The 22,597-nt window shown below is 54.5% G+C and carries 17 protein-coding genes and 3 pseudogenes; 17 read left to right on the top strand and 3 right to left on the bottom strand.

Annotation, left to right across the window (positions count from 1 at the left end):
* Positions 1–54: 54 nt before the first annotated feature.
* From LCU97_RS18205 to LCU97_RS18155, 11 genes and pseudogenes are all read left to right on the top strand, one after another.
* The gene (locus LCU97_RS18205; protein WP_232777429.1) at positions 55–1,104 is read left to right on the top strand and encodes a homoserine dehydrogenase; all 1,050 of its coding nucleotides are present in this window, start codon (positions 55–57) and stop codon (positions 1,102–1,104) included.
* A gap of 2 nt (positions 1,105–1,106) precedes the next feature.
* Positions 1,107–2,525, top strand: coding sequence for an aldehyde dehydrogenase family protein (locus LCU97_RS18200; protein WP_232777399.1), 1,419 nt, complete (start codon positions 1,107–1,109; stop codon positions 2,523–2,525).
* 100 nt (positions 2,526–2,625) lie between these two features.
* The gene (locus LCU97_RS18195; RefSeq protein ID WP_232777398.1) at positions 2,626–4,161 is read left to right on the top strand and encodes an amino acid permease; all 1,536 of its coding nucleotides are present in this window, start codon (positions 2,626–2,628) and stop codon (positions 4,159–4,161) included.
* A gap of 39 nt (positions 4,162–4,200) precedes the next feature.
* Positions 4,201–5,403 (top strand): trans-sulfuration enzyme family protein, encoded by a 1,203-nt coding sequence (locus LCU97_RS18190; RefSeq protein ID WP_232777397.1) that lies wholly within the window; start codon positions 4,201–4,203, stop codon positions 5,401–5,403.
* Between the two features lie 186 nt (positions 5,404–5,589).
* Positions 5,590–5,907 carry a DMT family transporter gene (locus tag LCU97_RS18185; protein WP_232777396.1) on the top strand — a complete coding sequence of 106 codons (318 nt, stop codon included), beginning with the start codon at positions 5,590–5,592 and terminating at the stop codon, positions 5,905–5,907.
* Positions 5,908–6,102: 195 nt separating this feature from the next.
* Positions 6,103–6,867: a transporter substrate-binding domain-containing protein gene (locus tag LCU97_RS18180; RefSeq protein ID WP_232777428.1), complete on the top strand. Its 765-nt coding sequence runs from the start codon at positions 6,103–6,105 to the stop codon at positions 6,865–6,867.
* A 53-nt stretch (positions 6,868–6,920) separates the two neighbouring features.
* Positions 6,921–7,649, top strand: a complete 729-nt coding sequence (locus tag LCU97_RS18175) for an ABC transporter permease (RefSeq protein ID WP_232777395.1) — start codon at positions 6,921–6,923, stop codon at positions 7,647–7,649.
* Entirely contained in the window at positions 7,646–8,356 is a 711-nt protein-coding gene (locus tag LCU97_RS18170; protein WP_232777394.1) for an ABC transporter permease, read from the top strand. Before LCU97_RS18175 ends, LCU97_RS18170 begins: the two co-directional genes overlap by 4 nt.
* 52 nt (positions 8,357–8,408) lie before the next feature.
* Positions 8,409–9,170, top strand: coding sequence for an ABC transporter ATP-binding protein (locus tag LCU97_RS18165; RefSeq protein ID WP_232777393.1), 762 nt, complete (start codon positions 8,409–8,411; stop codon positions 9,168–9,170).
* Positions 9,171–9,182: 12 nt separating this feature from the next.
* Positions 9,183–9,432, top strand: a pseudogene (locus LCU97_RS18160) (Lrp/AsnC family transcriptional regulator); the annotation flags it as partial.
* Between the two features lie 351 nt (positions 9,433–9,783).
* Positions 9,784–9,996: pseudogene (locus LCU97_RS18155) on the top strand (chemotaxis protein); the annotation flags it as partial.
* Between the two features lie 40 nt (positions 9,997–10,036).
* Here LCU97_RS18155 and LCU97_RS18150 read toward each other — a convergent pair.
* Together LCU97_RS18150 and LCU97_RS18145 are read right to left on the bottom strand one after the other, a co-directional pair.
* Positions 10,037–10,672 carry a LysE family translocator gene (locus LCU97_RS18150; RefSeq protein ID WP_232777392.1) on the bottom strand — a complete coding sequence of 212 codons (636 nt, stop codon included), beginning with the start codon at positions 10,670–10,672 and terminating at the stop codon, positions 10,037–10,039.
* A 181-nt stretch (positions 10,673–10,853) separates the two neighbouring features.
* Positions 10,854–12,245 carry an aldehyde dehydrogenase family protein gene (locus LCU97_RS18145; protein WP_232777391.1) on the bottom strand — a complete coding sequence of 464 codons (1,392 nt, stop codon included), beginning with the start codon at positions 12,243–12,245 and terminating at the stop codon, positions 10,854–10,856.
* 100 nt (positions 12,246–12,345) lie between these two features.
* Between LCU97_RS18145 and ptrR the strand changes: the two genes are divergently transcribed.
* Complete coding sequence (ptrR, locus tag LCU97_RS18140; protein WP_232777390.1) at positions 12,346–13,236, top strand: putrescine utilization regulator PtrR; 891 nt, start codon at positions 12,346–12,348, stop codon at positions 13,234–13,236.
* 634 nt (positions 13,237–13,870) lie between these two features.
* Here ptrR and pdxR read toward each other — a convergent pair.
* Entirely contained in the window at positions 13,871–15,337 is a 1,467-nt protein-coding gene (pdxR, locus tag LCU97_RS18135; RefSeq protein ID WP_232777389.1) for a MocR-like pyridoxine biosynthesis transcription factor PdxR, read from the bottom strand.
* Between the two features lie 297 nt (positions 15,338–15,634).
* Here pdxR and LCU97_RS18130 point away from each other — a divergent pair, with 297 nt between their 5' ends.
* The 5 genes and pseudogenes from LCU97_RS18130 (at position 15,635) to LCU97_RS18110 (ending at position 22,405) form a co-directional block, all read left to right on the top strand.
* Positions 15,635–16,702, top strand: a complete 1,068-nt coding sequence (locus LCU97_RS18130) for a phosphotransferase (RefSeq protein WP_232777388.1) — start codon at positions 15,635–15,637, stop codon at positions 16,700–16,702.
* Positions 16,699–18,018 (top strand): aspartate aminotransferase family protein, encoded by a 1,320-nt coding sequence (locus LCU97_RS18125; RefSeq protein WP_232777387.1) that lies wholly within the window; start codon positions 16,699–16,701, stop codon positions 18,016–18,018. The genes LCU97_RS18130 and LCU97_RS18125 overlap by 4 nt, the downstream gene beginning before the upstream one ends.
* A gap of 287 nt (positions 18,019–18,305) precedes the next feature.
* Complete coding sequence (locus LCU97_RS18120; protein ID WP_232777386.1) at positions 18,306–19,340, top strand: ABC transporter substrate-binding protein; 1,035 nt, start codon at positions 18,306–18,308, stop codon at positions 19,338–19,340.
* A gap of 618 nt (positions 19,341–19,958) precedes the next feature.
* Positions 19,959–21,362: an amino acid permease gene (locus tag LCU97_RS18115; protein ID WP_232777385.1), complete on the top strand. Its 1,404-nt coding sequence runs from the start codon at positions 19,959–19,961 to the stop codon at positions 21,360–21,362.
* Positions 21,363–21,426: 64 nt separating this feature from the next.
* A pseudogene (locus tag LCU97_RS18110) lies at positions 21,427–22,405 on the top strand (IS5 family transposase).
* Positions 22,406–22,597 lie beyond the last annotated feature (192 nt).

The following is a 22,597-nucleotide window of genomic DNA, read 5'->3' as shown; positions in this document are numbered from 1 at the left end:
AATGGGTTGGCGACTTACTATTTCAGCACCAAACATAACAATGAGATTTTTGACGTGACTGAATATAAAATTGCTCTGCTTGGCTTCGGTGGCGTCAACCGTGCGCTGACTCAGCTTATCGCTGATAAGAATTCGCGTTGGGCAGATGAGCTGGGTTTTAAATTGAAGATTGTTGGCGTCAGTGATCTCTTTCTTGGCTCAGTTATCAACAAAGACGGTCTGGATGCTCATGAGCTGGCTGCGGTGCCTGCTGCCAAAGGCAGCTTCAAAGCTCTGCGAGGCGGCAGTGATGAACCTGCCAACGAGTCCGTCATTCGGTTTGCTGGCGCAGATATCGTTGCTGAAGCAACATTTACCAATCCTATGGACGGTGAGCCAGCCACCACATTCTGCCGTTGGGCCTTGGAGAAGGGCATCAGCGTCGTGACTACCAATAAAGGACCAGTGGCGCTGTATGCGCAAAGTTTGAAAGCGCTTGCCGATAGCACCGATGCTCGGTTTGAGTTCGAAGGTGCAGTCATGAGTGGAACGCCAGTTATCCGGTTGGCCAAGGAATCTCTCGCAGGTTCGGAAATCAGCGGTTTCAAAGGGATCCTCAACGGTACGTCGAACTTTGTCCTCTCCAGTATGGAGACGGGTCTGGACTTCTCCAGCGCTGTTGCGAAGGCCCAGGAGCTAGGTTACGCCGAAGCAGATCCAACAGCAGATGTGGAAGGGCATGATGTTCGTCTAAAGGTCGTCATATTGGCGAACGAGTTGCTCGGTGCAAAGCTCAAGCCTAGCGATGTTCTATGCAAGGGTATTTCTGAGATTACCGCCACGGACATTGCCGAAGCTACGAAAGCCAATGCTCGATGGAAGCTTATCGGCAGCGCAGAAAAGCTGAGTGATGGCTCCATTTCTGCCTCTGTGCGCCCTCACTTATTGCCATCCACTGATGCGCTTGCGGGTGTCAGTGGCGCTACCAACGCCATCACCTTCGATACCGCCATTCTTGGTCCTGTAACTGTGGTGGGCGCGGGTGCAGGTCGCTTTGAAACTGCTTTCGCTTTACTCGCCGATATTGTGAGCATTCACAAGCACAAAACCCAGTCAGGTAAGTAATCATGAATAGCTTGAGTCTCTCAATTGCTGCTGATTATAAAACGATTACTGTGCGTAGCCCGTTTGACGGTAGCAAGGTAGGTGAGGTGGTCGACATACCTGCTTCATCCGCCACCACAATAGTTGACACGGCTATCTTGGGGGCGTTGATTTCCAAGGACCTGCCGCGACATGAACGTGCACGCATATTGGAACAGGCGGCGTTCTCGGTTGAACGTGATAAGGACGCCTTTGCCCGACTGATTGTGGCGGAGTCGGGCAAAACGCTGAAGCAGGCAAGGAAGGAGGTACTGCGCTGCGTCAATACGTTGAAGTTGTCGGCGGAAGAAGCCAAGCGGAATGCGGGTGAAGTGATCCCTTTCGATGCTTATGTCGGATCCGAATCACGCCAGGGATGGTTCACTCGCGAGCCCCTGGGTGTAATCGTTGCGATCACACCCTACAACGACCCCCTCAATCTGGTCGCCCATAAATTGGGCCCTGCTATTGCGGGAGGGAACGCGGTTGTTCTCAAGCCATCCGAGCTCACACCCCTCTCGGCGATCAAGCTAGTGGATTGCCTGATCGAGGCGGGCCTGCCGCCTGTTGTTGTAACAGTCGCCACGGGTGGGGCTGCATTGGGCAAGGCCCTGGTTGCGCACCGTGCGGTGCGTATGGTGTCTTTCACCGGCGGTTTCGTTACCGGAGAGCAAATCGCGCGCACGGCTGGGCTCAAGAGGCTGGCGATGGACCTTGGCGGAAATGCCCCGGTTATCGTGATGGCTGATTGCGATCTGAATGAAACAGTCGACGCCTGTGTGTCGGGGGCTTTTTGGGCGGCCGGGCAGAATTGCATTGGTACTCAGCGGATTTTAATCGAGGCGCCACTCTACGAAGCGTTCAAGACACGCTTCGTTGAGAAAACCAGCCAGTTGATCGTGGGTAATCCTGCGGATGATCAGACTGATGTCGGCCCGATGATTACTGAGGCGTCAGCCAAGCGCGCTGAAGACGTGGTGAATGAAGCGATTGCCACAGGCGCGGCGTTGCTGTTCGGCAATGTACGTAACGGTTCGCTTTATTCGCCCACTGTCCTGGAAAGCGTCGACCGCCACTGCAAACTGTGGTGCGAGGAAGTGTTCAGCCCTGTCGTGATACTTCAGAGCGTCGGTTCACTGGACGAAGCCCTGAAGCTTGCCAACGAGCCTGAATACAGCCTGCATGCGGGGATCTTCACCAGTAATTTGAATGTTGCGATGAAGGCAGCCAAGCGACTTGAAGCGGGCGGCGTGATGATCAACGACTCCTCGGACTACCGATTCGACGCAATGCCTTTCGGTGGTTTCAAGTACGGGAGCATGGGCCGCGAAGGTGTGCGTTTCGCCTATGAAGATATGACGCAACCCAAAGTGGTGTGCATTAACGGCGTGAGTGGGAACTAAACACGTCGCTCCTGCGGGGCTTGACGCTTCAGTGCGACCCTTGGCGAGACTCTTCTGCCTTGAAGAGTCGCGTTCAGAATAAAAATAAAAGGTAACAGAGATGAGTGTTAGCGATTTTAATCCAGCACCCGAGCAGGCATCCCATGTCGCTCGAAGAACAGACTTCAGCACTGAGGAATCGGGTTACCAACAAGTGCTCAAGCCGCGCCAGATTCAGATGATAGCCATTGGTGGTGCGATCGGCAGTGGGCTTTTTATGGGCGCCGGGGCGCGCCTCGCAGAGGCGGGGCCTTCTCTGGTATTTGTCTTCGCAATATGTGGTTTCTTTGCCTGGTTCATCATTCGAGCTATGGGCGAGCTTGTGATGTATAGGCCTTCATCCGGTTCTTTTGTTTCCTACGCCCGAGAATTTTATGGGGAAAAATGGGCATTTACAGTGGGTTGGATGTACTGGACCGATTGGGTGATGGTCGCTATTGCTGACCTGACTGCCACCGCGCTCTACCTGAACTTTTTCAAGGCCTATCTACCCTTTATAGGCGATATTCCGCAGTGGTTGCTTGCACTTGCCGCGTTAGCCCTCGTCACCGCAATTAATCTAGTGTCGGTAAAGATTTTCGGGGAACTCGAATTCTGGTTTGCCCTGATCAAAGTGGCTGCCTTGACTACCTTTCTGGGCATAGGCGCGTATATGGTTCTATTTGGCACGCCACTGCCGGGACATGAGGTTGGCTTCCAACTCATCGCCGACAATGGTGGATGGTTTCCTGCCGGGCTTTTGCCCGCAGTCATCATGATCCAAGGGGTGATATTCGCCTACGGAAGTGTGGAGTTAGTCGGTACTGCCGCAGGTGAAGCCCAGGATGTCGCCAAAGTCATGCCTAAGGCCATTCGCGCGGTGGTATTCCGCATCATTGTCTTCTATGTAGGCTCCATACTGCTGTTGGCAATGCTGCTCCCGCATACAGCCTATTCAGCAGGTGTAAGTCCCTTTGTAACCTTTTTTGGCTCACTGGGAATCAAGGGCGCGGATGCCATTATGAATATGGTCCTCATCACGGCGGCCGTTTCGTCTTTGAACGCGGGCATCTATTCAACCGGTCGAGTACTAAGGTCCCTCGCCATCAGCGGTTCAGCGCCTGGTTTTCTGGCGAAGATGAATCGTCAGGGGGTTCCGTTCGCCGGCATCATGCTGACAACCGTCGCCTCCTTGATCGGGGTTTTTCTCAATGCAATTGTCCCGGGGGAAGCATTTGAAATTGCGTTGACCCTCACTGCTGTGATGCTGATTGGGTCATGGTCAACGATCATTTTGTGCCAAATCAAGCTCTTCAAATATGCCCAACTTGGGGAGTTGCAACGACCGCAGTTTCGTATGCCTTTCGCTCCGTACAGTGGTTACGCCACGCTTATTTTCTTTGGTTTGGTGCTGATATTGATTGCGATGGATTATCCGGTTGGGACGTACTCAATTGCTTCGCTGCCCATCTACGCTGCGGTGCTGGTAGCCGGTTGGTACATGGTAAGCGGCCGTGTGCGTGGGATTGAATCCGGTGCACTGATATTTGATGAGAACCAGAATTTGGTCCCTGTTGACCAGGCCCTCCACCACTCGCGCACGCCACTTCAAAATTGAACAAGCACAACGACAATGCACTTTGGAGGAATAGACCCCATGCGTCCTGACAAGAAAAACCTGACCACGCTATCTGCAGCCACACTGGCTGTTCATGGGGGTAACGTAATTGACACGACGACTGGCGCGGTGCGTACGCCATTAGTCATGGCCAACTCCTATCTACTGCCGGATGATCCTTCGACAATGGATTGGTCCAGCCCAGATGGTCTTGTGTATACCCGTAATCAAGGGCACAACCAGGTGTGCCTGGAGAAAAAACTCGCAGCGCTTGAGGGGACTGAGTCTAGTGTTGTGTTTGCAACCGGCGTAGCTGCGTTGCATGCAGTGTTTTTTACATTTTTGAAGAGCGGTGACCATGTCCTGGTGAGTGATGTCACCTATGAAGCCGTATGGCGGTTGTTCGCCGAGCTTCTGCCTGAGCGCTATGGTATTGAGGCAACGTTTGTAGATATGGGCGATCTGGAGGCTGTCCGGCAGGCATTCCGGCCCAATACCAAGCTGCTGCACACTGAAACGATCGCGAATCCTACGACCAAGGTCGCGGACATTGCTGCGTTGGCCGAGATTGCGCACGCTCAGGGCGCGTTGATCTCTGTAGATGCAACGTTTACACCGCCACCTTTTTTCCGTGCCAGTGAGCATGGTGTAGACCTGGTTGTTCATTCGTTGACCAAATACATTAACGGTCATGGTGACTCGATGGGAGGTGTGGTCCTGGGTTCTACCCAGATGATGAATCACATCAAGCACGACGCACTGGTTGACCTTGGCGCAACCATCTCGCCGTTCAATGCCTGGTTAATCATGCGGGGCTCAGTCACGCTGCCTTTTCGTTTGAAGCAGCACCTGAGCAATGCGGAAAAACTGGCTGCTTACCTCGAGTCAGATGACCGTGTTGCCTATGTTTATTACCCCGGGCTTGCCTCTCATCCGCAGCATGAATTAGCTCAGCGACAATTTGCAGGTCGTGGTTTTGGGGCAATGATGGCCTTCGCAGTGAAAGGCGATCCAGACACCCAAAATCGCTTTGTTTCTAACTTGCGCATTATTACGTCTGCCGTTTCACTGGGCCATGATGAAACGCTCATTGTGCATGTGGGCGCTGAGGGCCGTGGTGGCTTCGACAAGTATCCCAAGGAATTTCAAGAGTACGGTCACTTGCGTTTATCGGTGGGTCTTGAAGACGCTGATGACCTGATAAAAGACATTTGCCTGGCGTTGGATGAAACGTTCAAGTGATCTGATAGGTTTTATCATTAGTTGTTGTGTTACAGCGTCACGCACAGGGTTTGGTCAACCCGTCTTTACCCCCGTGCACGCGGGGGTTTTTTTTAAGCTCAGGATAAGTTTGCACATATGGTGCAATGTCTCGCTCGAAGTGAGCAAGGTGATTTTCATTAACGAGATTTTAAAGGAGCTTTAATCGTGGCTTGGTTAAGTTTAATTGTTGCTGGGCTGCTTGAGGTGGTTTGGGCATTTTCAATGAAACAATCTGAGGGTTTTACACGGGTAATACCCACTATCGTGACATTGGTCATGTTGCTAACCAGCTTTGCGCTGCTCTCGTTCTCGATGAAAAGTCTTCCACTAGGCACCGCTTATACGATCTGGACAGGTATCGGGGCGGTGGGTGCATTTTTAGTTGGTATTGCTTTCCTCGGAGAGCCAGCCAGCATTCTGCGAGTGGCCGCCGCGATTTTAATTGTTTCCGGCTTGGTGATGATGAAAGTGGCTTCGACATAAAGTTTCGAGCATTTTGCTCATGAGATTGATCAATTTGCCATGTTCTCTGAGGTGGCAATGCTGATGTAGTGTTGGTGATAAGGCGATCGCCTCATAATAATAACTTACGGAGCTATGTGTTCAGCTGTCAAATCTTTACTGCCCTTGAATCCAATTACAATACCTAGGGATGTACATATGAACTCGCTAAGAAAAATGTGTTTTATCGCGTTCTTTCCATTGTGCTTGAATGTAGCGTGGGCCAAAGATTACACAACCCTGCGCTTTGGCGTGGATGCTAACTACGCGCCCTTCGAGTCGAAAGCGGCTGATGGCAGTCTCAAAGGATTTGACATTGATTTGGGTCATTCGATTTGCGCCAAACTTCAAGTCAAATGCATCTGGGTCGAGAGCGATTTTGACGGTCTGATCCCAGGCCTCAGAGCCGGTAAGTTCGATGGCATTCTCTCATCCATGACAGTGACGCCAACACGCGAAAAAGCCATCGACTTTTCGAATGAGCTGTTTTCCGGGTTCACGGCCTACGTCTTCAAAAAAGATTCGGGCCTCAGCACAGACGTAGCGTCACTCAAGGGTAAAACGGTCGGTTACTTCCAGGGCAGCATCCAAGAAGCCTACGCAAAGGCTGTTCTGGACAAAGCAGGCGTAAAAATCCAGTCCTATCAGAACCAGGACCAGGTGTATTACGACCTCGTAGCTGGGCGGCTGGATGCATCCTTGCAGGACGCATTGCAGGCCCAGTTAGGTTTTCTCAACTTGCCACAGGGTGCCGATTACGAAAGCAGCCCGTCCGTTGAGAGCCCTTATCTTCCTTCCAAAACCGCGATCGGCATTGCCAAAGGTAACGTGGAACTCAAGGCATTGCTCGATAAAGCGATCCGGGCTTTGCACGAAGATGGCACCTACGATTCGATCCAGAAGCAGCACTTCGGCGATCTGAATCTTTACAGCGGCAAATAACCACCCGGCGCTCACCCTCTGGATGGGCGCTTATCGCTATTAGGTTGCTGATTATGTTCGACACACTATTAGGCGTGCTGGGGCTCTCTGCATTCAGCCTGAAGGGGTTTGGCCCTTTGCTGCTCGAAGGCGCCTGGATGACCGTCAAGCTGTCCCTTTCTTCTCTGGCGTTGAGTGTGCTGCTGGGGCTGATCGGGGCCAGCGCCAAACTGTCCAGTCTCAAGCTGCTACGTCTGCCAGCGCAGCTTTACACCACACTGATCCGGGGGGTGCCGGATCTGGTCCTGATGTTATTGATTTTCTACAGCCTGCAAACCTGGCTGACGGTACTCACAGTCGCTCTGGGCTGGGATTACATCGAGATCAACCCCTTTGTCGCCGGGATTATCACCCTTGGATTCATCTACGGCGCGTATTTCACCGAAACGTTTCGTGGCGCAATGCTGGCAGTGCCCCGGGGGCAGGTCGAAGCCGCTACTGCTTATGGTTTAAGTCGGACTCAGCGTTTTTGCTTCGTGATGTTCCCGCAAATGATGCGGTTCGCTTTGCCGGGACTTGGCAACAACTGGATGGTGATTTTAAAAGCCACCGCGCTGGTGTCGATCATCGGTCTGGCTGACTTGGTGAAAGCCGCCCAGGACGCGGGGAAAAGCACCTATCAATTATTCTTCTTCCTGGTGCTTGCTGCATTGACGTACCTCGTTATCACCAGCCTTTCAAATCTTGTCCTGCGCTTACTTGAGCGGCGCTACGCGGTGGGTTCACGGGAGGCGGTGCGATGATCGAGCTCTTGCAGGAGTATTGGAGGCCTTTCTTCTTCAGCGATGGTCAGCAGATAACCGGTCTGGCCATGACGTTGTGGCTGCTCAGTGCCTCACTGTTCATCGGCTTTATCGTGTCGATTCCACTGTCCATCGCTCGAGTGTCGCCCAGATTCTATGTGCGTTGGCCGGTGCAGTTTTACACCTACCTGTTCAGAGGTACGCCACTCTATATCCAGTTGCTGATCTGCTACACCGGGATCTATAGCCTGGCTGCAATACGTGCGCAGCCTGCGCTTGATGCGTTCTTTCGTGATGCGATGAACTGCACCATCCTGGCCTTCGCCTTGAATACTTGCGCCTACACCACTGAGATATTTGCCGGGGGCATTCGCAACATCGCCCATGGAGAGGTTGAGGCTGCGAAAGCTTACGGCCTCTCAGGTTGGAAGCTCTACGCGTTTGTAATCATGCCATCAGCCTTGCGTCGCTCGCTGCCGTATTACAGCAACGAAGTCATTCTGATGCTGCACTCGACCACGGTGGCGTTCACCGCCACTGTTCCGGACATTCTTAAGGTCGCGCGAGACGCGAACTCTGCGACCTTCTTGACCTTTCAATCGTTTGGGATTGCGGCACTGATTTACCTGGCGGTGACCTTTGCCCTGGTCGGCCTGTTTCGAATCGCCGAGCGTCACTGGCTGGCTTTTCTTGGTTCGACTCACTGAGCCCAGTAGCTGACACTGCTGCTCCAATCCGCGTTAGAGGATGACTGCAAACATGTACAAATTGACTGTTGAAGGGCTACACAAAAGTTACGGTAGCCATGAAGTACTCAAGGGCGTTTCCCTGCAAGCCAAAACAGGCGACGTGATCAGTCTGATCGGCGCCAGTGGCTCTGGAAAAAGTACGTTCCTGCGCTGCATTAATTTTCTTGAAACCCCCAACGACGGTGCCATGAGTCTGGATGGCAAACCGATCCGCATGGTTAAAAACCATATGGGGCTGCGCGTGGCGGATGACCATGAATTGCAACGATTGCGCACCCGCCTGGCCATGGTGTTCCAGCACTTCAACCTGTGGGGCCATATGACCGTGTTGGACAACATCACCATTGCTCCGCGGCGGGTGCTGGGTGTGAGCAAAAAAGATGCGGAGGATCGTGCCCGGCGATACTTGGAAAAGGTAGGACTGCCGGCCCGTGTTGCCGATCAGTTCCCAGCGTTTCTGTCCGGGGGGCAACAGCAACGGGTAGCCATTGCTCGCGCACTTGCGATGGAGCCTGAAGTCATACTGTTCGACGAGCCTACATCGGCGCTGGATCCGGAAGTGGTGGGCGAAGTGCTGAAAGTCATCCAGGGGCTTGCAGAAGAAGGGCGGACCATGATCATGGTGACCCATGAAATGGGCTTTGCCCGCAAGGTCTCGAACCAACTGCTGTTTCTTCATCAGGGACTGGTTGAAGAGCAGGGTGGACCTGAGATTCTGGATAATCCCAGAAGCGAGCGCCTGCAGCAGTTTCTGTCCAACGGGCTGAAGTGAAATGCCTTGACTATGAACAGCGGAATAAAGAACCACGGCACCTCTGAGTGTTTGGGGCGTATCGACGAGGCCATCGTCGAGGTGCTGCGCCGCAACGGGCGCATCACCTATAAAAAACTCGAGCGAGAGCCTTTGTCAGAAACGCGTTCGCAAGCTGGAAAGGCTGGGAGTCATCCGTGGTTACGGCGCGTTCATTGACGAGCACAAGCTATCACCCGGTTTGTCTCTGGTAGTTCTGATGAGGTTGGCTGAGGGCAGGGGATGCAACTGTAGTTCAGCCATAAGGTACTGCTTGCGGCATCATTCGTTGCTGTTGCAGCGTTTTCGCTCTTGGGAGCAGAGGTCGGTGCTGTCGACGTTTACCTTCACTTATCTAGGCAGTCGTGACGGTAGTTTCGTCATTCGGCCGAAGGACGATCTACCCGCTGATTACGATCCTTGCATCTGGCCTTGGTCAGCTCGCTCGACCTGGGGGAAATTGCGTGCAATGCCGGTGATGCCTCACTCCAAGCCACGGATGCCCGTCTACTGGCCGAGGGCTGGTGACGCAGACGATCGATGCCATGAACGGGTTAGCAGGAAAAATCCGCATGTCGTGCAGCAACATTGAGGCGGCGACATTGACGGCATCAACCAGTCGGTGGCGACCGCAACTGAAGAGCAGAATGCGCTCATTGATTCGTTAAACGTTGACATCACCAAGATCAAAACCCTCAACCAGGAAGGCGTGGAAAATCTCCAGGCTACCTTGATTGCCTGTGACGAGCGTGAGCGACAAGCCTCGCGACTCAAGCAGTTGGTGGATGGTTTCGAACTTAGGACGTAGCACGGCGCACTCCAGACAAACCGCGAGCGATGTCATGGGTTCAAGCACGTGAGATCAGTAGCTTTATACCCGCGGCGCCGAAAACTAACCCCAGGGTGCCTTCGATCCATCGACGTGCCCGACGATAACCTCGAATCATCGGTGCCGTGGAGAAGACGATCGCATAGCTGCAGAAGATAGTGACGCTCAGTACGGCGCAGCCAGCCAGGATAATCATAACTGTTTCAGGCGTCGCGTGTGGCCCCAGCCCCAGGGTCATGGTTGCGATCCAACCCAGCAGCGCCTTCGGGTTTGTGAGGTGCATAAGCAGGCCGCGCCGGTAAAGGACAAAGCCCGAAACGGTTGGTGCGGCAACCAGTTCTTTTTGAAGACGCTCGTCAGAGTCGAGGGCGGAGCGGCCAGCTTTGATGGCGAGGAAAAGCAGGTAAATTCCTCCGACTATTTTGAGGGCGAAGAGCGCTTGCGCGTATTGGGCTAGAATGGCTGATACGCCCGTGGCGGCCATCGATCCCCAGAAAAAAGAACCACTGATTACACCTGCTGCCAGCATAAGCGCAGGTTTTCTGCCCTGGTGCATGGCGACGCCCATGATGCGCATGTTGCTGGGGCCAGGGCTTGCTGCTCCCACGATATAGGCGGTGAATACAAGCAGGAGGTGGTGGAGATCAAATGACATTTGTAGCCCCTTGACGATACATGCCAGTCAGTAGATTAAGTGTTTGTAGCGTGCACGTCATTCCGTCAGTCCCCCAAATCTCAACCACTCTCCTTCAGTGCCTTCTTGGACTATTTTTGTAAGCTGCAATGAGTTCTTTGGAAAACGTGGTTTCCAACGCACTCGGTCTTTGTCCATCCACTTAATGCCGATCGAGCCACACCGTCTGCGCGTTGCAGAATTCGCGTACCCCGAAGTGCGAAAGCTCGCGACCAAAACCGCTCTTCTTCACACCGCCGAAGGTGACACGCGGATCGGAGGCGCAGTAACCATTGATAAATACACCACCGGTTTCCAGTTCACCGGCCATCTGTTGGGCACGTTCCACGTCGCCTGTATAAATCGTTGCGGCGAGGCCGAACTCACTGTCATTTGCCAGTGCCATGGCGTGGGCGGCATCGCGTGCGGTAATGATCGAAGCGACCGGGCCAAATAGTTCCTGCTTAAACGAGGTCATCTGGTCGGTGACATCAGCAAAAACCGTTGGCTCGTAGAAGTTACCGCTACCCTCGGCCTTCTTGCCACCCAGTAACAACGTAGCACCTTCCTCCAGAGTGTCGCGCACTTGCTGATCCAGTTCGTCACGCAGATCAAAGCGAGCCATCGGGCCGATGTACGTGGCGGCGGCCAGTGGATCACCGACCACCAGTTTTTGCGTGGCCTCGACGAATTTGCGCGTGAATTCCTCGACAACGCCCTGCTCGACAATCAGGCGCTTGGCCGCCGCGCAGACTTGCCCGGTGTTCTGATAACGGCCAATCACGGCGGCTCTCACTGCATCGTCGAGGTCGGCATCGTTGAGCACGATAAAAGGGTCGGAGCCGCCCAGTTCCAAGACGCATTTTTTCAACGCCGCACCGGCCTGCGCGCCGATGGCCATGCCGGCTCGTATGCTGCCGGTGAGGGTGACGGCTGCAATACGTGAGTCTTTGATCGCCGTGGAAACCCCTTCCGGCGTGACGTTAATGACTTCGAAAGCCCCTTCAGGAAATTCAGCTTGCTGGAAGGCGTCCAGCAATAAGTAAGCGCTGCCCATCACGTTCGGCGCGTGCTTAAGCACGTAGGTGTTGCCGGCGAGCAATATCGGAACGGCGCCGCGCAGGACCTGCCAGATCGGGAAGTTCCACGGCATCACCGCGAGAATCGGGCCGAGTGGGCGGTATTCAATGCGTGCTTTTCCGCCCTCAACCAATGTCGGTTCAGCGTTGAGCATGGCCGGGCCGTGTTCCGCGTACCAGTCGCAGAGCTGCGCACACTTTTCGATTTCGCCATGTGCTTGAGTGATCGGCTTACCCATTTCCAGGGTGATCATGTTCGCCATCGTTTCTGCGTTGTTGCGCAAGACGTTGGCCAGCGCGATCAGCCGTTGCGCGCGTTGCGCAACCGGTGTGCCGCGCCAGACACGGAATCCGGTCGTGGCACGTGACAGTGCGGTTTGCAGCGCCGCTTCGGATTCAAAAGGGTAGTTAGCGATCTGCTCGCCGTTGACGGGATTGATCGAAATGGCATGAGTGAGGCTGGAAATGTTGGTCATGGCATTGTCCTGCGAGGTGGGAATGCGTTCAGACTACGGTGGCTTTTGTTTTCTTAAAACTGAATAATGCTGATCGTATCGTTCACGTATGGAGAATGACTTGGATCTGGTTCAGCTGGAGATTTTCAAAGCGGTCGCCGAGCACGGCAGCATCAGCGTCGCCGCCCAGCACATCCATCGTGTGCCGTCGAACCTGACGACGCGGATCAAACAGTTGGAGCTGGATCTGGGCGTTGACCTGTTTATTCGCGAGAAAAGCCGTCTGCGCCTGTCGCCAGCCGGTTGGAGTTTTCTCGACTATGCTCGACGCATTCTCGATCTGGTCCAGGAGGCGCGCGCGACGGTTGCCGGGGAAGAGCCGCAAGGATCGTTTCCCCTTGGGTCGCTGGAGAGCACGGCGGCGGTGCGTATTCCTGAATTGTTGGCCGCCTATAACCAGAAGCACGCCAAGGTCGAACTGGCACTGTCCACCGGTCCTTCCGGGACCATGATCGACGGAGTGCTATCGGGTCGATTGGCCGCTGCGTTTGTCGACGGGCCGGTGCTGCACCCGGCACTGGAGGGTGTGCCGGCATTCGAGGAAGAGATGGTGCTGATCGCGCCGCTCAACCATTTGCCGATCCACCGTGCGCAGGATGTGAACGGCGAAAACATCTACGCCTTTCGCTCCAATTGCTCTTACCGCCATCACTTTGAAAGTTGGTTCGCCAAGGATGCTGCGGTGCCCGGCAAGATTTTCGAAATGGAGTCCTATCACGGCATGCTGGCCTGTGTCAGCTCTGGTGCTGGCCTGGCGCTGATGCCGCGCAGCATGCTCGAAAGCATGCCGGGCTGCACCACGGTGAGTGTGTGGCCGTTGTCGGAGTCCTTTCGCTATTTGCGAACCTGGCTGGTGTGGCGCCGGGGAACGGTATCGCAAAGCCTGACCATGTTCGTGCGTTTGCTCGAAGAGCGATGCACAGCGTCGGGCCATGGTTTTTCAGAGTTTTAACCTCTACCGGTATATCGACCGTTCCTGGCGCGATGCTCAGTCTGTGAGGCTGGCCGTTGCGCATACGCTCAAACAAGCACGGAACGTTACCTGCCGCTCCTTCCCATCAGGCGCCAGGTATTGGCGATCGCAACACGTTGTTGTTGACCGCAGGACAACTGGCTCGGGAACTTACGAGCGTGATCCCCATGCCCACTTTGATCAATAACTCTTTAGCTCTGGCGTTCGCATCGCACCGCCTGCGGACGTCAAGCTCGTAGATGGCGAGAGGGTGCCTAAAATCTGAGCGCCAGGGAAGACAGTGACAGTTTGATGGTCATTCAGGCGCCTTCGAGCAGCAACGGGCCGAACCCTTTTCGAGATTCTGTTGGATAACCGCTCCACGACGACCTCTCTGCTTCGATAAAAGAGATCGATGGTAGTGAATTAATCCTGTGGCGGCGTCTCCAGCGGGGGCTACAGCGACGGTTGGTAACGAGTGGGAGCTGCTTGCTGAGGATCGGTTAGCACCCGACATTGGTGTCTGAGGCCAGGCTAAGATTCATTCGAATGGCGCTGTGCCTAGTCGTTCGTATTTAATGGCCTTTGTACTCGCTGATTATGTGATGGCGATTGCGTCGATGAGCCTATGACCTCATTCTGCGGTTATCGAGTCGTAGAGCTGCCTTAGGCGCTGGACCGCCGGGGCGATATCCGCCTCCTTGATGCCTCCGTACCCCAGTACTAAAAGGTCGTCATCAACGACTGCATCAAGCTGGTAAGAGCCCCTCAGGGTTAGGCCAAATTCTGGTGCACGACGAATCATTTCCCGGGCGATGCCTTTAGGGATAACGGTGACTGCGAGGTGGATTCCTGCAGCGCCTGCGGAGAATTGAATCTTAGAGCCAAACTGCTGGAGCAGACTTCTTTGCAAGAGATTTCTTCTTCCTGCGTACACGGTCCGCATCTTCCGAATGTGCCTCGCGAAGTGCCCCTCCTCGATGAAGTCCGCCATAGCTGCCTGGACGGGGAGAAGGCCTGGGCGATACAACTGGGTCATCCCTTTGCTAAATGCTTCAGCCAGGGCCTCAGGTACTACCAAGTAGCTCAAGCGCAGGCCAGGGAAAGTCACCTTGCTAAAGGTTCCGAGATAGATAACTCGGTGCTTGGTATCGAGTCCCTGCATTGATGGCAGAGGCTCGGTGTCGTAGCGAAACTCGCTGTCGTAGTCGTCCTCAAGTATCCAGATGTTCCGCGCGTCACTGAATGCAAGCCACTCCCGACGGCGCTGCAGCGACATGATGTTGCCAGTAGGATATTGATGTGATGGCGTGATGAATGCAAAGCGGGGATTAATATCATTGGCCAATTCAGGAAGGCAGGCCCCATCCGAGTCGATTGTAATGGGGTGAGCAGCGAGGCCGGCGGCTGAGAACACGACTGGAGCTCCCCAGTGGCAAGGTGTCTCGATCAGCGCGCTGTCACCCGGATCACTCAACAATTTTGCCACCAGATCCAGTGACTGGTGGGTGCCCATCGTTATGATGATCTGCTCGGGTCTGCATTTTACCGCCCTGGATGCATAGAGGTATGAGGCGAGCTCTTCACGAAGTCGGCGGTATCCTCCGTGCTCAGCGTATCCGGTGAGCTCCATGTGGTTTTTCCGGAAGTACCTGTTTTGCAGCCGCCTCCAGATGTGAAAGGGGAAAAGGTCGGCATCGGCTACTCCAGGTACGAAGGCGCCACGGGCTTTGGCGAGGCCAGTGACTCTGGACGTTATTGCTAAGCCGCGGCGCGAAAGCAGCGCTGCTGTGTACTCGGCTTTCTCTACCTTCTTAGCCGGAATATAGATTTGCGGAAGAGTGTCCGCTACGTACGTTCCGCTGCCGGGGCGTGAATAGAGATAACCCTCCTCGGTGAGTCGCTCGTACGCCAGTGACACGGTGATTCGGGAGATTTGCAGCTGATCGGCCAGAGATCGAGTGGAGGGCATTTTGAAATCCACGGGCAACCTCCCCTCGAGGATGGAATCCTGGATGATGCGATAGATCTGCCTCTGCAGCGTTTCACTGCCTTCCCTGTCCAGCTTCCCCACCAAGAAGTCATGGATTTGCGCGTTCATAAACTGGACCCAAGATCAGCAAATATTTGTGTGTCAAAGGTAAGTCCAATAGCGAGCGATGTCAGCTCCGTATTTTAGAATCGCCCCGGAACCCACGTTCATGTGCATCCTGACCCCCGATAACCCGGACCTGGACCGGACCTATCTTGAGGTTGCTGATGCTTTTGGAAGAGTGTCTAAAAGTGGACTTATAAGTTAGATAGTTCTGGATCTAATCGTACTGTCCAATCTGCATTATCGTCACTTTCGCTGCGCAGAGCAGCCGCTGATTCCGATGTTTATTCAGAGTGACGATCCGTGAAAACTCAAACCAATGCGCCGAATGATCATGTCCTCACCGCCGCTGCTCCACATGCCTCTGACGAGCAGGCGCAGGCCGTGGCGTTGGAGCAGTTCGGCCTGCACTGCCAGGCACAACTGCTCGCCGGCGAACGTGACCTGAACTTCCATCTTCGCTGCCAGGATGGCCGTCAGTTCCTGCTGAAGGTTTCCAACTCAGCAGAGGACGTCAACGTAACCGACTTCCAGAACAAGGCGCTCCTTCACGTCCAGCGCACGGATCCCACCCTGCCCGTATCGCGTGTTTATCCGAACCAGTCCGGCACCTATCAGATTCCGGTCGAACTGGGTGGACAACAGGTCCTGGTGCGCCTGCTCTCATTCGTCGAGGGTGTACAGCTCAACAAGATCGAAGCTCCCAGCCAGGTCCTTAGGGAGAATCTGGGCGTACACCTCGCTCGCTTGGGAATTGCCCTGCGTGGCTTCTTCCATCCGGCTGCCGGCCATGAGCTTCTGTGGGACATCAAGCACTGTTCGCGCATGGGCAGTTTGCTGGATCTGATTCCCGACCTCGAAGACCGGAGCCTGGTAGCCCGGTTCCTCGAGAACTTCGAAACCTACGCGCTCCCACGTCTTCAAGGTCTTCGTGCTCAGGTCATTCACAACGACCTCAACTTCCACAACGTGATCGTTGAACGTGATCGTCCGGAGAACATCCGCACTATCCTCGACTTCGGCGACATGGTTCATGCACCGCTGATAAACGATCTGGCTGTGGGCGCCTCCTACCAGTTGGGCGCTGGCGAACACGTTCTATCCCAGGCGCTGCCCTTCATCGGTGCGTACAACAGCGTATGCCCGCTGGAAGAGGTTGAGCAGGAGATTCTCTTCGATCTCATTGCTGCACGCATGGTGATGACTGTCGCAATCACGAACTGGCGCGCGACGATGTATCCGGAAAACCGCGCATACATCTTGCGCAATGCCCCATCCGCGTGGGTTGGCCTGCGTGGCTTCTCAAAAATTCCCCGTGGACTCGCTCAAGAACAAATCGCTCGCATCTGCTCCATGGAGGCAATGGCATGACAATGGTTAATGGCTTCACGGCGACCGACGCCGAACATCTCTCCCAGCAAGAGCGCGAACTCATCGCACGCCGCGACCAGACCCTCGGCCCGGCATATCGCCTCTTCTACGAGCGCCCCCTGCACATCGTGAAGGGCGAGGGCGTATGGCTCTACGACGCCGACGGCAAGCGCTACCTGGACGCTTACAACAACGTCGCATCGATCGGTCACTGCAATCCGCACGTGGTCAACGCGATCTGCGAGCAGGTGAAGGTGTTGAACACGCATACGCGCTATCTGCACGAGGGCATCCTGAACTATGCAGACAAGCTGCTGGCGACGTTCCCGTCTTACTTGAACCACGTGATGTTCACCTGTACCGGCAGTGAAGCGAACGACCTGGCCTTGCGAATCGCCAAGCAGTACACCGGCGGTACTGGCGTGATCGTTACCGAACTCGCCTACCACGGCATCACTGACCTGGTGTCTGCTGTCTCTCCCTCGTTGGGAGCAGGCGTCGAGCTGGGCACGTTCGTCCGCAAAGTCCGCGCACCTGATGCCTACCGCCTAGGCGTCGAAAATGTTGCGCGGGTCTTCGCGGAGGATGTCCGCGCGGCCATCGATGACATGCGCGCCAACGGCATAAAGCCTGCGGCCATTCTCTTCGACGGCATTTTTGCCAGCGATGGCGTTCTATCCGACCCTGCCGGCTTTGCAAAGGATGCGATCGCCCTGGCGAAGCAGGAGGGCCTGCTATACATCGCCGACGAAGTCCAATCCGGTTTCGGGCGCACTGGCTCCCATCTCTGGGGCTTCCAGCGCCACGGCGTCGAACCCGATATCGTGACCATGGGTAAACCCATGGGCAATGGTCAGCCGATCGCCGCCGCGGTCATGCGCTCTGATGTCGTCGAAGAGTTCGGCCGTATCGCTCGCTACTTCAACACCTATGGTGGCAACCCGGTTTCCTGTGCTGCGGCTAATGCCGTGTTGGACTTCATCCAGAACGAAGGACTGCTGCGCAACTGTGCGTCGGTCGGTGCTTACCTGAAGGCTGGAATCGAGGAGCTTGCCAAGCGTTACGAAGTCATCGGCGACGTTCGTGGTGCAGGCCTGTTCCTAGGGGTTGAGCTGGTTAGCGATCGCTCCACCAAAGCTCCCGACGCTGACGCCACGCGCCAGGTGGTCAACGGGCTGCGTGAGCGCGGCGTGCTGATCAGCTCTGCCGGTCCGATGGAAAACATTCTGAAGGTTCGTCCTCAACTGATCTTCCAGCGAGCGCAGGCGGACATCTTCATCGAAACCCTCGACAGGGTACTTGGTGATCTTAAGTAAGTGCCGCCAAGGCCGAAGTGGGGCGCGAGATGCTCCCACTTCGCGTAGGAGATTTTGATCACTTTCTAGTAACGGAGGTACGTGGTTTCTCCCCAGATAATTTGCATGCGATTAACCAGGACAGGTGGGCTCTGCAAACGGTGTTGTTTGCTTCAGTGCCATCCAGATCTCTGTCGTAGCGGTCGTGAGGAAATAGGTTTCCACTCACTGCTAAGGGATCTTCCTGTCCTCCAATTCTGCCTTTTACTAACTAAAACAATTACTCGCAGCTTTATAGGAGCGCGGCAATGAAGGCGAAAGTACTGAGTCTTGTGGCACTGAGTGGGTTGGCAATCGCGGGGAATGCGATGGCAGAGAGCATCACGGTTATCTCATACGGCGGCGCTAGTAAGGATGCTCAGATAGCGGCTTTCTACAAGCCATTCGAGAAGGAGACCGGTACGAAAGTGATCGCCGGTGAGTGGAACGGTGAGATGGCCAAGGTAAAAGCCATGGTAGACACCAAGAGCGTGAACTGGGACACCCTGGACGTGGAGGACAACGATCTCGCGCGGGGTTGTGGCGATGGGCTCTTCGAGCAGCTCGACTACAAGCGTCTAGGGATTAAGGAGCCTCTAGTCAACGGCGCGCAGACCGAATGCGGCGTAGGCATTTTCGTTTGGTCGAATGTGCTCGCGTACAACGCTGACAAGCTCAAGGTCGCACCCACTGGGTGGAAAGATTTCTGGGACTTGAAGAAGTTTCCTGGCAAGCGCAGCTTGCGCAAGTCTGCACGCGGCGCCCTTGAATTCGCCCTCATGGCGGATGGCGTAGCTCCAGCTGATATTTACAAGGTGCTCTCTACGCCGGCAGGCGTGGATCGTGCCTTCAAGAAACTAGATGAGATCAAGCCGAACATTCAGTGGTGGGAAGCTGGCGCCCAGCCGCCGCAATACCTCGTGTCCGGTGACGTCGTGATGAGCTCTTCCTATAACGGCCGCATACATGTTGCTCAGCAGAACGGGGCCAATCTGAAAATCGTGTGGGATGGCAGCCTCTACCAGTTTGATGAATGGGCCATTCCTAAAGGGACTCCCAACCTGGATTTGGCCTATAAGTTCATTTCGTTTGCCATGCAGCCGGAGCAGCAAAAACTGTACACCGAAAAAATGGCGTACGGTCCCACCAACACTGCAGTTGCGGCGCTGCTTGATGAAAAGCTTGCCAGCGAACTGCCGACGCATCCGGAAAACATGAAGAACGCGTTGCAAATGGACGTCGAGTTCTGGACCGATAACGGCGAGTCTCTGGAGCAACGCTTTATGTCTTGGGCCAGCAAATAATCAGTGGCACCGGGTCACCGTAAGCTCCATCCCTTGGAAAAAAACAGTCGGCTCCATCGTAGATGGATTCCAACTACTGGGGTGGAGCATTACGTCACAACCTCTAAATATCACGTCCATTGGAGTTAACGAGCTCGAATAGTTGGCGGTATATGTAGACATGCTGATCAACGTAATCCCGCTGACTCCAGCCACGTGCGGAATTTTTTAATCTCAGATTGTCGAGTGTTGCAAACGTCCAGTACCGCTCGTAAATATTGGGCGCGGTGCGCACCTGCTGGAGACTGAACTGCCGTATGCCATAGTGCACAGCTTATTGCCGGTACGATGTTGAACGTAGCTTCTGTCGAGCCCTTACTCGCAGAAAACCCCTGTGGAACTGATATTTTTATCACTCTGCACATCGCTTTTTTAACGCCAACTAGTGCGTTCCAGCAACTGCCAAAGAATATCAAGCTTGCTCTTGAAGGTTTAGTGTCACGGATAAGTTGGTCTCTCCAAGGGGTATCAGTTATTCCTTGTGGAATTTTTAAATGTTGCCTGGCTCAACTCGGTGGCGGAGTAAAGCATGTATAGGCTTAACCTTCTACCAATACAATAATCAGAGGTAGTAGTACGATGGATGCAAGTTTTGTTGTAAGTAAAGATCAGGGCCAGGAGAGCAGCCTGAAGGCGGGTTTAAAGCCCCGACATTTAACGATGATGTCTATCGCGGGTGTTATCGGGGGGTCTCTGTTCGTGGGCTCTGGTAGCGTCATTCATAGTGCCGGCCCCGCGGCAGTTCTAGCTTATCTTGCTGGCGGGATTCTCATGATGCTCATCATGAGAATGCTCGGTGAGATGGCAACCTCTTCCCCCGACACTGGATCATTTTCTACCTACGCCGACCGTGCTATCGGGCGCTGGGCGGGATTCACCATCGGTTGGCTGTATTGGGGTTACTGGGTAATCCTCATGGCTTGGGAAGCCTACGTGGCCGGAAAGATCCTGCACAACTGGGCCCCCGGCATAAGCGTTAACGTTTTCGTGCTGGCCACGACTCTGGTGCTTATCAGCATCAACTTCTTCAATGTCAAGAACTACGGAGAGTTTGAGTTCTGGTTTGCCCTGATCAAGGTCGTGGCCATTTTCAGCTTCCTGGCAATTGGCAGCCTTGCGGTGCTCAATATCTGGAATTTCGGCACTGTTAGCGGAATCAGCAATTTAACCGAACACGGTTTTATGCCAAATGGTTTTGATCCCGTAGTAGGTGCCATGCTCGGGGTTATGTTCGGCTTCCTTGGTGCGGAAATCGCGACTATCGCAGCATCGGAATCTGACAACCCGTCGCGTCAAATTGTCAAGACCACTAAGTCGGTGATTTGGCGTGTCGCACTGTTTTATGTCGGCTCCATCTTCCTGATCGTATGCCTGGTCCCGTGGAATGACCCGATGCTGGGCGAATCCGGCTACGGCTCGTACCGCCGTACTCTCGAACTGCTTGGCATCCCTGGGGCTGAGCTGATTATGAATGCTGTAGTGCTGACATCTGTAAGCAGTTGCATGATCTCTGCCCATTACACGGCGTCCCGTATGTTGTTCTCGCTCGCGAGTCGTGGTGACGCACCGGCTGTTTTCAAAGTTACTTGGCAAAAAACAGGTGTGCCTATCTATGCCGTCATCGGCTCTTGCGCGATTGCCATCGTTCTAGCGTTCATTAACTTCAGCGAAACTCTGCGCCCCAAGGATGTGCTCGATACGCTGATGAACACCACCGGCATGATTGCTTTGCTGGTTTATCTGGTAATTGCGTATTCGCAGCTTAAAATGCGTCGCAAGCTCAAAAACCACAGCCAAGATATCCCGCTCAAAATGTGGCTCTATCCTTGGCTTACCTGGGCAGTGATCGTATTCATTCTGACGTGCATCGTGATCATGGCTTGTATGCCTGAATACCAAACCCTGATTGTGTCTACCGGTGGTGCGGCGATACTCGTCGCACTGATCGGTGTCGTCCATCAACTACGCAGCAACTATCGCTAAGGAAACTCCGAACAAGTCCTCAGATGTGTTGAAAGACGCCCTTACCACCTGATCCGAACCAGACATGAGCCAGATGAGCATTTCCGACTTCGAATATGCGGGCAAGCGCAAGCGGACCCGCCGCGAACGGTTCCTCGCCGAGATGGATCAGGTGGTGCCCTGGAGTGGCTTGCTGGGGCTGATCGAGCCGTTCTACCAAAGGCCGGTGGCGGACGTAAACCTTACCCGCTCGAAACAATGCTGCGTATTCATCTGTTGCAGAACTGGTTCTCGCTGAGCGATCCGGCCATGGAAGAGGCGCTGTATGAAATCACGCCCATGCGTCATTCGCACGCCTGATGCTGAGCGCGCCGATCCCCGAAGACACCACGATCATGAACTTCCGACGCCTGCTGGAAAAGCACCAGTTGGCCCCAGCAATCCTCGCAGTCATCAACGGTTATTTGCAGGAAAAGGGCCTCTCGCTACGCCAGGGCACTATCGTCGATGCCACCATTATTCATGCTCCCAGCTCGACCAAGAACCAAGACGGCAAGCGCGATCCAGAGATGCATCAGACAAAGAGGGGCAACCAGTTTTACTTTGGAATGAAGGCGCATATTGGCGCCGATGCCGAGTCGGGCCTGGTTCATCATGTCCATGGCACAGCAGCCAATGTGGCCGATGTCACGCAGGTCGCCGAGCTGTTACATGGCGAAGAAAATGCGGTGTACGCAGACGCTGGCTACACCGGTGTTGAGAAACGCGATGAGTATGAAAACCGTGAAGTGATCTGGCAGATCGCCGCCCGGCGCAGCACGTATTCCAAGCTGAGCAAACGTAGCCTGATCTACAAGGCCAAGCGCAAAGTCGAATATCTCAAAGCGCAGACGCGGGCCAAGGTTGAGCATCCATTTCGAGTGATCAAACGGCAGTTTGGTTACGTGAAACTACGGTTTCGCGGGCTGATGAAAAACACCGCTCAGCTGACCACGTTGTTCGCTCTGTCAAACCTGTGGATGGCTCGAAAACAGCTGGTGGCTATGGGCAAATTGCGCGCTTAACGCGGAGAGCTGGACGTAGAAGCCCGCCAAAACAGACGGTATGGGCTGTTTCTCGGCAAAGACCGTAGAGCGCTGCGACTTTTTCAACTCGTCACTCAGAGATGACGAGTTGATCGGCGCATCCCTAAGGAAAATCGGGACACTCACTTGCTTTCAATCTTACCCATCGTGCGTTCCTTTATAAACGCACGC

It is taken from the genome of Pseudomonas uvaldensis, from assembly GCF_021271205.1.
Taxonomy (GTDB): Bacteria; Pseudomonadota; Gammaproteobacteria; order Pseudomonadales; family Pseudomonadaceae; genus Aquipseudomonas; species Aquipseudomonas uvaldensis.
Note: the sequence above shows the minus strand (reverse complement) of the source record. Positions and strands in the feature narration are given on the sequence as shown.